This window comes from Paenibacillus oceani (assembly GCF_014705615.1).
Lineage (GTDB): Bacteria > Bacillota > Bacilli > Paenibacillales > NBRC-103111 > Paenibacillus_AB > Paenibacillus_AB oceani.
Genome location: NZ_JACXJA010000013.1, coordinates 76,102 through 90,545 on the forward strand (window position 1 = coordinate 76,102; position 14,444 = coordinate 90,545).

Below are 14,444 nucleotides of genomic sequence, written 5' to 3' on the forward strand. Positions count from 1 at the left end.
GAGTGCCGTTTGAAGATCGCACGGATAGCCCTAAGTTAAGGTCACGAAGACGCTTAGAATCAGGATCGGGGGTTAGGCCGGGTATCCGCCTTGTTCACTCGAGCGTAAATGACGGAGGTTTGAGCTGTGGCCATTGGCTTACGGCGTATAGATTTTGCGTATATTCAGCGTAGACGCCATATCCGTATCCCCTCCGCGTTCTTTGTACACCGCCTGCTCCGCCTGCTCGGTTTGGTATCGCTCAGCCAGCTGTCGCAAGTCACCAAGACGAGGCGAGAATCCGTAAGCACACAGATCCTGCACCGGGCGCCGGATATCTTCCCGGAGAAACCATTTTTGCGATACCGCTTCACTGAGCACCTCGTGCGCATATTCATAAGTTCTGCAGTGCGCGTAGCGGAGAACCGCCATCAGCGGGTCCGCTCCCCTGTTGACCGCCTTTTTCGCTGCGGCAAACGTATCCAGCCGCCCAGACTGTTGAACGTCCCGCTCTAAAAGCTCCGCAGGGATATAGGCGATCAGCCGGACATATTTCGATAACGTCGACTCATCGTCCTCGAGCTGGTCGTCCATCAGAAATTGTGCCGTTTTCCCAAGGCCATACCGATTCGCCCAAGAGGACAGCACCGGACGCAGCGTATCTTCCTGAGCCGACTTCATCCATGCATCGAAGATGAGCTGAACGTCGCGCCGCTCGTAGCGATTTAACGCTTCGTAAGTAAACTGGTCCCGGAAATAATCCCTCAGCCGTTCCTCCAGCGACGCGGCACCGATCCAATGATAGTACGCAGTGGAAGCAAGCACCCAATTCGCATTGGCGGCGAGCAGTATTTTATAGGCATTATTCGCCCCCTCCCCTTGAAGCAGGCTGCGGAGCAGGTCCATGATCAGCGAGCGTGTCGAATGGGTCGGGTCGTCTACGGTCTCCTCGGTTCCGTACATCCGCGAGAAACGGGCCGTCAACACTTTCAACGTATCCAGGTTCGTTTCGGTCGACATGGCCGCTATGTTCCAGGACAGCTTCTGGTTCAATTCGGTAATGGAGCTTGCTCTGACCAAATTGTCGTAAGCTTTGTCGGCGAGCTTATCCGCTTTGACCACCTTGTAGAATGAATTCAACTGCAATTGAGACAGTTTCCCTTCGGGAAGGGAATACATGAAGTAGGTCCAGAAGTGCTCCGGCGAGCAGATCCGCTTGTGCAGATCTCCGAGAGCCCTTTCCTCATCGCTCATACCGGGCGGGTACATTTGCTCGACTAAAGGAACGTATCGGGCGTACTGCTCCCTCAGCTCCCCGGCGATCTTCCCCCGTTCCTGATCATCGCTTACGGTACCGAGGAAATAGCCGGAATGCTTGAGCACGTAGTCGAACAGGCCGGGTACATTGACTTTAATGATCAGCAGCCGCAGCAGGTCCATCCCGTGCACGTCCCGTTTCAACAGCGGCAAATAAATTTGCAGCATGTTGGTCAAACGCTGCAGATTGCGGGGCGAGCAGCCTGCCTGATGCAGCAGCGCTTTTACTTCGTCCGGCGCTATCTTGACCTCATTGTAGGCGAGAATCGGCTCGATGGATTTCCAGCCCAGCTTGGAAAGCCTAACCGGATCGGCGGTCGGCAGGTAGACGGGGATGTGGATAAATTTCTCCAAATATTTTTTGCCGACGTCTTCCTTGTAGTCTTTCGAGTACATCTGTGCCAGCGAATTGGTTACGATCTCCTCATCCATCGCAATTACGTAGGTCGTATTGGGAAAATCCCCGATCAGCCTGACGAGCTTAAAGACCATTTGGATTTCTTTGTTGTCGAGCCTGTCCAGATCATCGATAAAAATGACGATCAGCACCTTCATATGCGCCAGCTTCTCCACAATCTGCTGCCGCAGCTCCTCGGCGTCGTTGTACTCTTTGCTGAACTCCGGATGGATCGCGAAATCTTTCAGATTGACGATCATCCCGGGAGGTCTCAGACTGATTGGGGTTACATATTTGGCATACCGCTTCAGCGGTCCGATCAGGCCTGCCTCCGCGACCGGGCTTTGTTCCTTCAGCTTTCCGATGAGCAGATTCAAAAATTCCGGAATAATGTTAAGCTGGTCTTTGCCGGAATACCACGGCTGGAAGCGGATGATAACCGGAGGACGGAGTGTCTTCTTCGCCAAATGAGCCTCCATCATATCGAACACGGAGGTTTTGCCGGAACCCCACGGCCCATATAATCCGACGGTCAGCGCACTGCCCGCGCTGCGGCTCATGCGGCTGTAGATCGCTTCTGCGATATGCTCCGAGAACTCCTTGCGGTTCAGCTCGTCCTGTCCGTCCACCCCTAGCGACGGTCTTAGACTGAACGACGGCTCGGCATGGCCGGCCGCGGTCCCGGACAAGCCTCCCTTGCGCTCCACAACCAACGCGCCTATGGCAAACGCCAGAAACATCAAGAAACGGATAACAATCCAGCCCACGCCTATAAGACTCAGCAAATGAGTCACATCGTACAGATTGGATTGGATTGTGCCGGTAAAGCTCCGGTTGATATCGTTCCAGGCATAGTCCGCAAGCACTCCGGACGCCGCTCCGAGATAGACGAGCTGTCTTTCGGAATGAATCGGATTCGTTTTCCACCAGCCCCGTTTCGGCTTGCGAACATACACCCATACAAGGGCGGCGAGAACAAACCCGTAAACGGCAATCGCGAGCTGCAGCTCGTAACCGGTCAGCGGTTTGGTCATAAACGCGGGAGCCTGAACCCGCAAACCGAGTATCCCGGTGTAGGTGGCTGCCCCCACTGCCCCGGCCAGACCTAACCGGGCTGCGTATAGTTTGATCCGTTTCATCCATTCCTTCATTCCAATCACCTGCTATTCAAAGGTTCGTTCCAGACGGGCCGATATTAGGCCGGACGTTCATTGGACTATGTAGTGTCCTCGACGGCATCGACTCCCTCCCGCACCGCGGTACGGAGCGGTAACGGTATCAGGACAACCGTGCGCCGCTTAGTGCACGGCCCATCCAAGCCCATGATGCTCATGCCGCCATCCCTGACTTGGGCAGACCGCACCTCCGGCTTTGAAGAGTTGTGCATCGTACTGAAAGAGCACCGGGCACAACTCCAGTTTCGACTACATACCAAAACCCTTATTTCGACACATTCCAGTCCATTCCTCCTATAGACCGGGTCTTTCGATCCAGTTGAAATGCGTTCTCGGCTGATCTTGAACCGACATCACACCGGCCAGTTGCAGGAAACGGCTAATAGGTTCCCGATCACTCGGACTGCCTGGCGGGTTTAAACAAAATAGCAGTCTTTTGCTACTCTTATATTCTCATAGTTCGGCAGTTCGGACCAAATAAGAGATGTTTGGGACCGTTATTCTTAGCACATATAGCAAAAATCCGGTGATTCGCTAAAATAAGAGCTCCAAACATCTCCTATTTACGCAAATCACCGGATTTCTTCGAAAATAACGGTCGTAAACCGCTCTTATTGAGCAGCTTACGTTGCCACGGAGGGGAAATCCGGCTAATTCAGCGGGCGGCTAGGCTCGCCATGACTCGCTTAACCGTTTGCTAAGCGAGCAAGCGTGCTCTCCCGGGCGACGTGCCACGGCTATCCGCGCCTAGCGTCGGAAGGCGAGCATATCGCCGGACCAGTTACAGCCGGGCTACTTGCCCAGCTGGCAGGCGCGGGTTCGCTCCCCTTTGGCGGACTCGACCGCGGCACCTGCGCCTCGTGACGGCGGCGAGCATACCGCCATGCCCAGCTACCGCCGGACCGCTTGCCCAGCAAGCGAGCGCGGGCTCGCTCCCATCGGCGAGGCAGTCAAGGCCACGTGCGCCATGCGCCGGCAGGCGAGCCCGCCCCAAACCAGTTCCCGCCGCCCGGCCTGTTTGGCTGGCCGCTCCTGCCTCCCAACTCCCGGCTTCAGCCCCCGATCGCCCCGTACCCGCTCACTTGCCCTTCGCGCCGACGTCGGCGGCCAGCGCATGCAGGTCCTTGCCCTTCAGCGCCCCCTCGATCAGCTCGGGGAGCCGGTCGGGCGTGCAGCCGAAGCAAGGGATGCCGAAGCCGGCCAGCTTGCGCGCCACGTTCTCGTCATACGAAGGGTTGCCGTTGTCGGACAGGGCCAGCAGGCACAAGACGGTTACGCCCGCCTGCCGCAGCGATTCCATGCGCCGCAGCAGCGCCGCCTGATTGCCTCCCTCGTACAGGTCGGAGATGACGATGAACAGCGTCTTCTTCGGCTCCGTGACGAACTGCTCGCAATATTCGACCGATTTGTTAATATCGGTCCCGCCACCGAGCTGGATGCCGAACAGCATATCGACCGGGTCGTGCGCGCACTGCTCGCTCAGGTCGACAACCTCCGTATCGAACGCCACGACTCGCGTGTCGAGCGACGGAAGGCTGGCGAAGATCGAGCCGATGACCGAGGCATAGATGACCGAGTCGGCCATCGAGCCGCTCTGGTCGATATCGAGAATGACCGTCCACTCCTTGCTCCGTCTGGCCCGGTCGAAGAAATAAAACTTTTCCGGAATGAGCCTGCGGCTCTCCGTATCGTAATGCTTCAGGTTGCGCCGGATCGTCGCCTTCCAGTCCATGCTGCTGATCGACGGAAGCGGCGAATGCCTGCGGCGGTTCAGAGCGCCTGTCACAGCGCTGCGCAGCTCGCTTTCGAGCCGCTTCTTGATCTCCTCGACAACCGTCCGGACAAGCTGCCGCGCCGTATCCTTCGTCTTCTCCGGAATTCTGCCCCGCAGCGACATCAGCGTCGCAACCATGCGCAAGTCCGGCTTCACCTGGGATAACGTCTCCGGCTCGAACAGCAGCTCCTTCAGCCCTTTGCGCTCAATCGCGTCCGACTGGATGACCGACACGACGTCCGACGGGAAAAAGGTACGGATGTCGCCGAGCCATTTGGCGAGTCTGGGCGAGGAGGAGCCCAGTCCGGCGGACCTTCGCCTGGGCGGGCCGCCGCCCGAACCGTCTCCGGCCGTATCGTCGTAGATCGCCGCCAGCGCCTCGTCCATCATGCCGGCTTCCTCGTCGAGCAGCCCCGCGCCCTGTGCAAAGCCGCTAAGCTTCTCTTCGGAATCGCGTCCCAAAATAAGCCGCCAGCGCCGCAAATGCTCCAGTTCGGGCTCGCCTGTCTTCGAGGAGGAGCCGTTATCCGGTACAAGCTGTTGATCGGTCAATGGATGTTCCTCCTTTCGGTCATGTTTGATTAAGGCGGTTAACCTTCCTTATCGTGAAAAAACTCCGTAAAATCGAATTCGTTCAGCTCTTCCAGCTTCTCTCTTTCTTCCTCGCTGAGAGGTCCGAGCAGCATATTCGCCGACTGCTCGCTGCCGATTCCCCACAGCTCGCCCATCATATCGGCAACGGACGTTTTCTCCCGCGCCTCGAACAGACTGAACGCACGGCGCAGGAAGACGAGCGCCCGGCGGAACTGATCGCCGTCCAGCGACCGGATATAAGCGTCGAGCTGACGCCATAACGCTTCCCGGGACAGCAGCGCATACCGGTTGCGCATCGACAGCCCTTCGAACCAGCCCGCTCCCACGTCCGCCGGGATGCCCGGAGACAGCCGGCGCGACACTTCCCGCGCCACCCGCTCGTCTTCCGTCTCTCCCCGCTCCAGCAGAATGGCAAAAGCAAGTCCAGACAGCTTCGCGTTCCGGTCGTCCCGCTCCGCCAGCATCTGGAGCTGGCGAAGCCAGGCGCCGTCGTCGACAAGCTCGTGAAACTCCTGCGACACCCGGTGCAACTCGCCCATCGCAGCCGCAATCTCGCCGGCCGCTTCGTCGCTGCAAGACGCCGCATCGACGAGCAGCAGCGACGCGCGCAGAAACAGCTGCTGCAACAGCGGCTCCAGAGATGCCGTATCCATCCGGCGAATATCGCCATAGCCCAGCAGCACCGACAGCTCGCGCGCCGCGCCCGCGAGGTGCGGCACGCTGCCCCCGTCCACGGCGAGCCGCTGCAGCGTCGACCGGGCGTCGTCCATCGCCTCGGGCAGACCGCATTCGCACGCCTCTCTGACGATGCGGGACGCTTCACGGATGTCGGTGCAGCTCTCCAGACGTTCGCGGATGACGTAAGCCGCCGCCCATTCCACCGTTTCGCCCTTCAGCGTCGATTCGACCATCCGGATCTCCGCTTCCGGAGTCCACTGCAGCACCCAATGCTCCGCCCAGGTCGCCCCGTCCTGACGAACGTTATGTTTCCGGGCGAAGCCGATCTCCAGCAGCCGGAGCCGGTGCAGGAAAACCGAACGGGCCAAATCGATAAAAGCGGCCTCCTCCGATTTGACGCGGCGGTTCTCGCGCAGATCTAGCTCGAGGTCGGCCGCTACGGCCGATTTGTATTTGTCCAGCTTCAGCTTTTTCAAATACCGGTTGAAGTCGTCCTGAATCGGCGTCTGGCTGACGCCTTCCGGCAGCGAGCCGATCGCGGTGCCTACGTCCGTCCGGGCCAAAGCTTCGGCCACAGCCGACGGCTCCCCGAACCCGAGACAGACGATCGCCGCGTCGCGCAAATCTTTCCAGACCGGCAGACGCCCGCCCCTCATCGAGGCAAGCGATTCGGCCAGCCGGACCCCTTCGATGACCGAAGCCGTCGAACGGAACGTGCCTTCCCCGCGCATGGAAGCGGCCACCTTCGACATGTACAGCGAAGGCAGCTTGGCCGCATCGCCCTGTCTCAAGCAGTCCCACATCAATCCGAAGTAAGCCGGAGCCGGGTTGCCCGCCCCGTAGCCGGAATGGGTGGACAGCTTGTACGACGAATACGGCATCAACGTCATTTTCGTCGCCGCCTTGGGCAGCGCCTTCAGCTCCTTGTCGGTCATCGCCGGCAGCGATAGATCGAGCGCGGACGCATGGTACGCCCCAGTCACGACAACGATGCGTCCTGCTTCGTATCCGGCCTTGAGCGCCTCGGCGATGCGGCGGCGCATATACGATTCGCGGATCGCATTGTAAGCCGCTTCCCGCGGATCGGCGATACGCTCCTCCGCCTCCATCAGGCTGCGCATCTGCGCGGAGAACGCATAGGCCGACTGGCGGTACGTATCGGACCGGTCGCTATGCTCGAAATGACGCTCCCAGTAGCTCTCGTAATCGTGCTCCCCCGCCAGATCGGCAATCCGCTCATACAAGCCGTTCTGGCGGATGTAATAGTCCCTGCGGCGGTTATCTGCAGCCGGATCGCTCCCTTGTCCCGCCGCATGCCCGTTATCGCCCGCATCGCCTTGCGAATCATCCGCACCGGCACCAGCATGGGCACCGGCATCGACGCCGCCGTCAGCACCGGCCTCCTCACGGCCTTCGCCTGCGGCCCCATCGCCCCGCAACCCCGCAGCTTCCTCCTCCAGCGCCGCTTCCGCTGCTGCTCTCCTCGCCCGGTCATACAGCACGACGGCGGCATCCGACGGCAAGTCCATAAACTCCGCACGCGCGCCGTTCTCCGTCGCCCAGACGAACGCCTGATACTCCGGAGAATACTCCGCCAGCGGAAATACGAGCGTACGAATCGGAAGCTGGTCGGTATAAGCGAGGATCGCGATCGGAGGCACTACCCCGGCCGCTGTCACTTGGCCGATCAGGCCCGTCGCGTCGGATGGCCCTTCCACGAGGACGAGCTGCGGCCGGACCCGGTCGAGAAAAGCGCGCAGATGCAGCGCCCCTGCCGGGGATAAATGCCGGATGCCGAATACATGCACGCCCTGCCCATCCCCGCTGCCGTCTACACCGGACCCTGTCTTCCGCTCCTCTATTGCGACAGCCGCAGCTGCAACAGCCGCCTTGCCCGAATGTTCAGCACCTGCCCGCATGTCCGTCCACTCCTTTTCCCGGCTGTTCTCCGCGATCAATCGTTCAGCTCCCGGCATGCGTTGTACAGGCTGCGCCATTCCGATCCCCGCTTTTTCATGACGTTTTCGAGATACTCCTTCCAGGCGATCCGGTCTTTCTCCTCGTCCTTCACGATCGCGCCCTGCAAGCCCGCCGCCAGATCCTCGTCGGCAATAGACCCGCCGCCGAAGCTTGCCGCCAGCGCCATGCTGTTCGTTAAGAGCGAGATCGCTTCAGCTGTCGAAATGACGCCGCTCGGCGGCTTCACCTTTTCCTTGCCGTCAAGCGTCATGCCGACGCGAAGCTCGCGGAATACAGTGACGATTTTGCGGATCGCCTCTTCCTCCGGCGGCGCCGATTTCAGCTCGTAGCTCGCGGCGATCTCCCTCACCCGCTTGCGGACGATGTCCACTTCCGTCTCCAGCTCGTTCGGCGCCGGAAGGACAAGGATGTTGAACCGGCGCTTCAGCGCCGCCGACATCTCATTCACGCCGCGATCCCGCGTGTTGGCCGTAGCGATGATCGAGAAGCCGCGCGCCGCCGACACCTCGCGGGCCAGCTCCGGTATGGCGATCGATTTCTCGGACAAAATCGAGATCAGCGCATCCTGTACCTCCGAAGCGCAGCGCGATATTTCTTCAAACCGGGCGATACCGCCGGTTTCCATCGCACGATAGATCGGGCTTTTGAGCAAAGCCTGATCAGACGGTCCGTTCGCCAGCAGCATCGCATAGTTCCACGAATAGCGGACATGCTCCTCGCTCGTCCCCGCCGTTCCTTGAATCACTTTGGACGAATCGCCGTGAATGGCGGCGGTCAAATTCTCGGACAGCCACGACTTCGCCGTCCCCGGCTCGCCGATCAGCATAAGCGCCCGGTCGGTCAGCAGCGTAGCGATCGCGATCTCGACGAGTCTGCGGTTGCCGATATATTTCGGCGTAATCTGGACGCCTCCGACTTCGCCGCCCGTCAGGAACGTCAGCACCGCCTTGGGCGACAGCTGCCATCCCGCCGGCTTCGCATCCCGGTCCATCGCTTTCAGCGCCTGCAGCTCCGACTCATACAGTTTCTCAGCCGGCAATCTTAGTACATTTTGCGTTTGATCCATTCGATCCATCCCGCTCCTTTAGTGGTTTGTTCCGGTTGTTCCGGTTTGGCTCCGATCAGCTCGGCGATTTCAAGCATTTCATTTTTAACGCCTTCATAGGCGAGTCCTTCGGCATACATTCGCAGTCTGTCCGCATATTCACGCGGCAGCTGCAGGAGCAGCGCAGCTTTTTCCCGGTCGAGGTAATACAGCTGTCTCGAGGTCATCGCCTCGAACGCCTTCATCGTGAGCTCGGCCGCTTCCGCATGCCCCAGTCGGAATAAGGCCAGCAAAATGTGCACCGTCCCGTGCTTAATCAGCTTCGGTTCGGCTGCAAATTTACCGGACAAGTAAGCCTCGACTTTGTCGTCCGGCCCTTGCACCAGACGGCATACCAGCTCCGTCTCGTCCAGCTCAATGAACCGGTATATCCAGCGGCCGTCCCACTCCTTCGGGGACCGTTCCCGCTCCTCGTCGTGGTCCTCCATGATGTCGAAGCGCAAAGCGGCATTCCGCATCACCTCAAGCAATTCCTTCGCCTCGGCCTGCTTCCGGTTGCGTACGAACGGCTCGTAAGCGTCGTACCATTCGGCAGCCGTCAGGGCGCGCATAGCGGCGCGGAAACTGTACGACAGCAACCGCAGATCGCGCCGGTCGCGCAAATCGTGCAAGAACAAGTCCGTCCCGGACGTCTCCATATCGAGCAGCAGCCCGGCCGCCTGCTCACGGAGATTCGCCGCTTCCTTCGCGGGCAGCGTCGTGTCCGGCACCAGATTCATCAGAAAGGCGGCGACCGCAGGCTCCCGTTTCCCGTCGAGCGCCTGCAGCGCGTAGTGAAGCTTCTCCGCCGCAGCGGCGGCGGCTTTTTCTTTCGCCGCTTTGTCCGCGGAAGCATCCGCTTGCCCTTCCGAACGGAGCTGATCGGTAAGCGCTGCGGCATACCCGATCACCTCTGCCGTTAACCGTTCATTGCCGCACAGGCGGACCGGTTCGACGGCGATATCCTGATCTTTGCTTCGAAGCGCCTCCAGCAGCCGGGCTGCCGCATTTCCGGTTCCCAGACCGGCCAAGGCGTGCAGAGCGGCACGGCGAACCTCTTTTTTCTTATCCCGGGACTGCTCCAATAGGTACGCTTCCTGGCCGGGGTAATCGGCGAGCAGCTCGATCGCCGCGATCCGGACTTCCTGGGAGCCCTCGCTTGCAGCCCGCACGACAAGCTCTTCCGCTCCGGCGTTAGTCAGCCGGTGAATCAATTGCAGCTTGCGGGCGTCGCCCCTGCCTCCCTCCAGTTCAAGCCGGTTATCCAAGATCGGCAGCGCCGGCGTCCCGATCGCCGGAAGGACATGGGCCGCGACGAATTCGGCAATCTCGGACGAAGGGTCCTCCAAGGCGATCACCGCCGGCACATGCGTCCGCATATCTGCAAACAGCCCGGCTTCGCACGCCTGCCGGATCACCTCCAGCCGCCCCGAGCCGCGCTCGGTCAGCGCGTCGATCAGCGGCTTCAACTGGCGGAACGTTGCCGGCGTCGCCAAAGCGAACGCCCCGCTCCCCGCATCGCCGCCAAGCGGTTCGTAAGGCTCAAACTCCCGGAACCCGCCCTTCGTATCGGCATCGCCTTGCGTATACAGGATCGCGTGCAGCAGCGCGCCGAGCTCCAGCAGCTTGCCCGGCGCCCGCTCCCGGTCGGCCTCGCACAGCTGCGAGACGGCGTCGGCCACCTTCCCGAGCACCGGAGCGGTGCCGGACAGATGCCGGAGCTGCGGCACCAGCTTGGCCAGACGCAAATCCCCCGCAGCCAGGCCGCTCCCCGCTATGAACAACCGGCGCACTTCCCGGTGCAAATCGGTTAATACTAGAATGCTCAACGGTCCGTGCTCCTTTCTTCAAACTGTCATCACAAACCAGAAGCTCCCGAATCAGTAAATGAACCGCACCGTCTCCGTCCCGGTGACAAGGCAGAGCGGCTGGGCGATCAGGCTGCCGTCCAGCAAATCCTGCTCGAACATAACGAGCATCGCCTGGTCGCGGCATATGTGCTCCCCGAGCAGCGGCAGCAGTTGCATGCCGGGATGGGACAGGGAGCGGATGTCTCCGAGCGTCAGCCTTTTGCCGGCCTCGTCCTCCAGCACGTACCGCCCGCCGGCCACGCCCAGCTTGGCATAGGACAGCAGCACGACCGGACGTTTGTCGGACAGCGGATTTTTCAGTTCATTTTTAACAGCCTTAATCGTTTCCGCGAATAATCGTTTGCCATGTGAAATAACGGCGGCGCGGTCTTCCGGCGTCGTGTCCCGCATCGTCATCTCTTCCCAGCGGGCTCGGGGCGTCCACTGTCCGGGGTATACGAACAATTCCTTCGCCTTAACGACGGAAAAGCACGAATCCTCTTCCTTCATATACTTGGCCGCACGATACGGCCGATATGTCCGGACGGTGTGCAGCTCGCCCGTGTCCAGCCGAATCCACCAGCCCTCGTCCACGTATTCGCCCCGCGCCTCATTTCCATAAGAACGGAACGCCAGCTGCAGCAGCTCGACATCCGAACGGACGAGCCCGTATTCCTTCAGCTCCGCCGCCTGCCACGCATGACCGATCGACTCCTCGACTGGCGAGACAGTGTCCATCGGACCTTCCGGATTTTGCCGCTTGCCTTCGATGTAGTCCCTGCTTTTCTGGACCAGCATATGGAGCAGCGTCAGCTTGTCCATCGCCTCTGTGTACATCCGCTCCTGGTCGTCCCCGCTTTCCAGTACGAGCAGCAGCTCGCGGAAAGCGCTCTGCAGTCCCGGCACGTAGTAGTTGCCGAGCTGCTTCGCCTGGTCGTCCAGCATCTTCATCGTTTTCGCGTCCAGGGAGGCGAAGCCGGATTGGACGATCTGCCGGACCAGCTTGTCGAGCAGCTCGATCCCTTCCAGCTGGGCAGCCATCTTTTTGACGAGTGCGGACTTGTTCGTCTTACGCTTGGCGGTTGCCGTCTCGCCCCCCGCCGCCGTGGATTCGGCTACTTCCTTCTTTTTCTCCTCGCGCTGCTCGATCTTGCTCCGCTTATCCGCCACATCCTCGGGAACGTCCTCTACGTCAAAAGGTTTGCCTCCCGCATATGCGTAAAGTAGCCCAAGATTATGCTTGCACGGAAATTGCCGGCTTGGACAGCTGCAACGGAACACCGGACTTTCCGGCTTGACGAAGTCGGCCGAGCACCGGTACGGATCTTTGCCGCTTCCTTTGCACTCTCCGAACAGCAGCGTCCCGTCCTCCGACCGGCACAGCTTCGGAAAGCTGTTTTTCTTCACCAGATCGCGGCCGTTTTTGATCGCCCCTGCATTGGGAGCTATCGAATCGATATAAGCTTCGGTTATCTCTATCACACTTGTACCTCGCTGCATCTTTTATCGGGATCTGACTAAATGTTTCCACAACCGGATCGGATTTTCCTGTTTGCAACAGGGCCAGTCGGACATCCGGCAGCGAAAATGAGACTTGCGGCTCATTTTTTTCATCCGCCCTTACTTGTACGTTATCGTCTGCAGTTCCGTTACAATCCGTGTACCATCCGGGGAAAAAGCACGCTTCGGGACCAGCCCGACGTTCGCCTGGCTGCATGTGCGGCCGCTTTCCGCTTAGAGGGGGTGATCCTGGACCGATACCAGTTCGCCCAAGCTCCTGTATTTCACATACCGGCTCAGCACCGAATCGACCCGCTCCAACCGCTGCTCCACCGTTCCCTCCAGCGGGATGAACGGGACGTTCCGCTCCAGCAGATCCGCGACAATCCTCTTCTGAAACGTATGCCGGTGGACGTCGCCGGACCGGTCGGGCGTATCGTCGTACGGGATATCGTCCCCGCATACAAACACGAGATCGTACCGGGACACCGCACGTTCGGCCAGTTCCTGAAGCCGCGGCAGCGCGAAGCCGTGATAGTCCAGCGCGAACATATACGTCGTGATCGCGTTCGTATCGACGAACAAATAGTCGCGGGCTTCGGTTAACGCCGCATTCTCCCGTTCCAGATGCCCTTCGGCAATCTCGACGAGCTGCTCCGGGGTAAGACGCCGTTCGATCTGATGATTTTCCCAATATTCCCGTCCGTATTCGGGCATCCAGACGGTATTTTTCCGGGCGGCCATCACCTGGGCCGTCGTCGTTTTGCCGGTGGATGGGGCGCCTACGAACACCGCCTTCGTGACCAGATCGCGGTACACGAGCGGATCGACCAGGTGCCGATGTTCATATGGCGCTGCCCGCACCGCCGTACCGGATACCGGACACCGCCCCCGGTCCGGGTCCACCTGCCGGTTCACCGCGCCGAGCGCTTCGCTCATATGCTCCCCGTACTTTTCGCTGGAATAAAAATGCGTCACCTTGCACTCCCCTAGCAAACCCAGGATGTAACGCTCCTGCTTCCGCATAATGTCCAGCGTATAGCCGGTCTCAGCCGGGCCGTCCCACGCTTCGATCACCTCCACAGACGGATACAACGTGCGAATCCAACAGGCGCGAACCATGAGCGGGATCGGAGTCGTCTCCGGACAATCGTAGATCACGACGATGACCCGGTCTGTTTCGTGCAGCGCCGTCTCCACGAGCAACTGGTGCCCTTTATGAAACGGCGCGAATTTACCAAGCGTTAGTCCTGTCGTTTCAGACACGGATTCCGCCTCCTTCTCCTTGTGTTGGGGTTGGGGGTTGCGTTTTGCCATATAAGGCTGTGTACTCTCTTCTCCAGCCTACCAGTCCGTAGATCGCGATCCCCAGGAAAATGACGTACAGGGTGGCGACCGCGTCCAGCCCTTTGTAGGCGTACATCCCGATCGACAGCACATCGACGGCGATCCAGCCGTACCAGCTCTCCAGCACTTTCCTCGACAGCAAATATTGGGCGATCAGGCTCAGCACGGCGATGAAAGCGTCCAGATACGGGACGGCCGCATCCGTGTACCCGTCCAGCGCATATCCCCAGCCTGCGGTAGCTGCGATCAGAAATACGATCAGCACGATCGCAAGGCGGCCTGTCATTCGGGTCGTCGGCCGCACTTTGGCGTTCCCTCTGCCGCTCAGCCATACGACCCAGCCGTAGATGCTAAGAACGAAGAAGAACACTTGCAACGTCATATCCGCATACAGCTTTACATCCATGAAGATGTAGAAAAAGCAGACGACGCTCACCAGTCCCGTCGGCCAAGCCCATATATTCGCCCGCGCGGTCAGCCAGACGCTGAGTAGCCCCGTAATCGAAGCCGCCGCCTCCAAAACCGTCGAAGAGGTGTAACCGATAAGCGCCATACCGATGACGAGCCCGACAGCCTGCAATACGTTGTTCATAGTTTTGCTCATGATGAGAACTCCTTCCGGCCTGAAATTGATATTGTCGTTTTGATATTTTCATAATGACATATTAATTTCCGGCTGTCAATGGGATATTGGGAGGAGATGCAGCTGCGATTTCCGGGTCGCTAGGAACTGTCCGGGAATTGCCGGCCGTTCTTGGAGTAGGTACAT

Annotated in this window: 8 protein-coding genes; all 8 read right to left on the reverse strand. The window is 59.7% G+C overall.

Annotated features, from left to right (window positions below; translation table 11 throughout):
• Positions 1-138: 138 nt before the first annotated feature.
• The 8 genes from IDH45_RS11155 to pnuC all read right to left on the reverse strand — a co-directional run bounded on the left by IDH45_RS11155 (position 139) and on the right by pnuC (position 14,279).
• Positions 139-2,844 carry a P-loop NTPase fold protein gene (locus tag IDH45_RS11155; protein ID WP_190927551.1) on the reverse strand — a complete coding sequence of 902 codons (2,706 nt, stop codon included), beginning with the start codon at positions 2,842-2,844 and terminating at the stop codon, positions 139-141.
• Positions 2,845-3,946: 1,102 nt separating this feature from the next.
• A complete protein-coding gene (locus IDH45_RS11160; protein ID WP_190927623.1) occupies positions 3,947-5,134 on the reverse strand; it encodes a VWA domain-containing protein in 1,188 nt (395 codons plus the stop codon).
• Between the two features lie 98 nt (positions 5,135-5,232).
• Positions 5,233-7,872, reverse strand: a complete 2,640-nt coding sequence (locus tag IDH45_RS11165) for a DUF5682 family protein (RefSeq protein ID WP_223836558.1) — start codon at positions 7,870-7,872, stop codon at positions 5,233-5,235.
• Positions 7,869-8,960, reverse strand: coding sequence for an ATP-binding protein (locus tag IDH45_RS11170; protein WP_190927552.1), 1,092 nt, complete (start codon positions 8,958-8,960; stop codon positions 7,869-7,871). The genes IDH45_RS11165 and IDH45_RS11170 overlap by 4 nt, the downstream gene beginning before the upstream one ends.
• The gene (locus tag IDH45_RS11175) at positions 8,936-10,807 is read right to left on the reverse strand and encodes a HEAT repeat domain-containing protein (protein WP_190927554.1); all 1,872 of its coding nucleotides are present in this window, start codon (positions 10,805-10,807) and stop codon (positions 8,936-8,938) included. Before IDH45_RS11175 ends, IDH45_RS11170 begins: the two co-directional genes overlap by 25 nt.
• 51 nt (positions 10,808-10,858) lie before the next feature.
• Positions 10,859-12,310, reverse strand: coding sequence for an SWIM zinc finger family protein (locus IDH45_RS11180; RefSeq protein WP_190927555.1), 1,452 nt, complete (start codon positions 12,308-12,310; stop codon positions 10,859-10,861).
• Between the two features lie 252 nt (positions 12,311-12,562).
• Entirely contained in the window at positions 12,563-13,594 is a 1,032-nt protein-coding gene (locus IDH45_RS11185; protein WP_397327026.1) for an AAA family ATPase, read from the reverse strand.
• Positions 13,587-14,279 carry a nicotinamide riboside transporter PnuC gene (gene pnuC, locus IDH45_RS11190; protein WP_223836559.1) on the reverse strand — a complete coding sequence of 231 codons (693 nt, stop codon included), beginning with the start codon at positions 14,277-14,279 and terminating at the stop codon, positions 13,587-13,589. Before pnuC ends, IDH45_RS11185 begins: the two co-directional genes overlap by 8 nt.
• Positions 14,280-14,444: the final 165 nt, after the last annotated feature.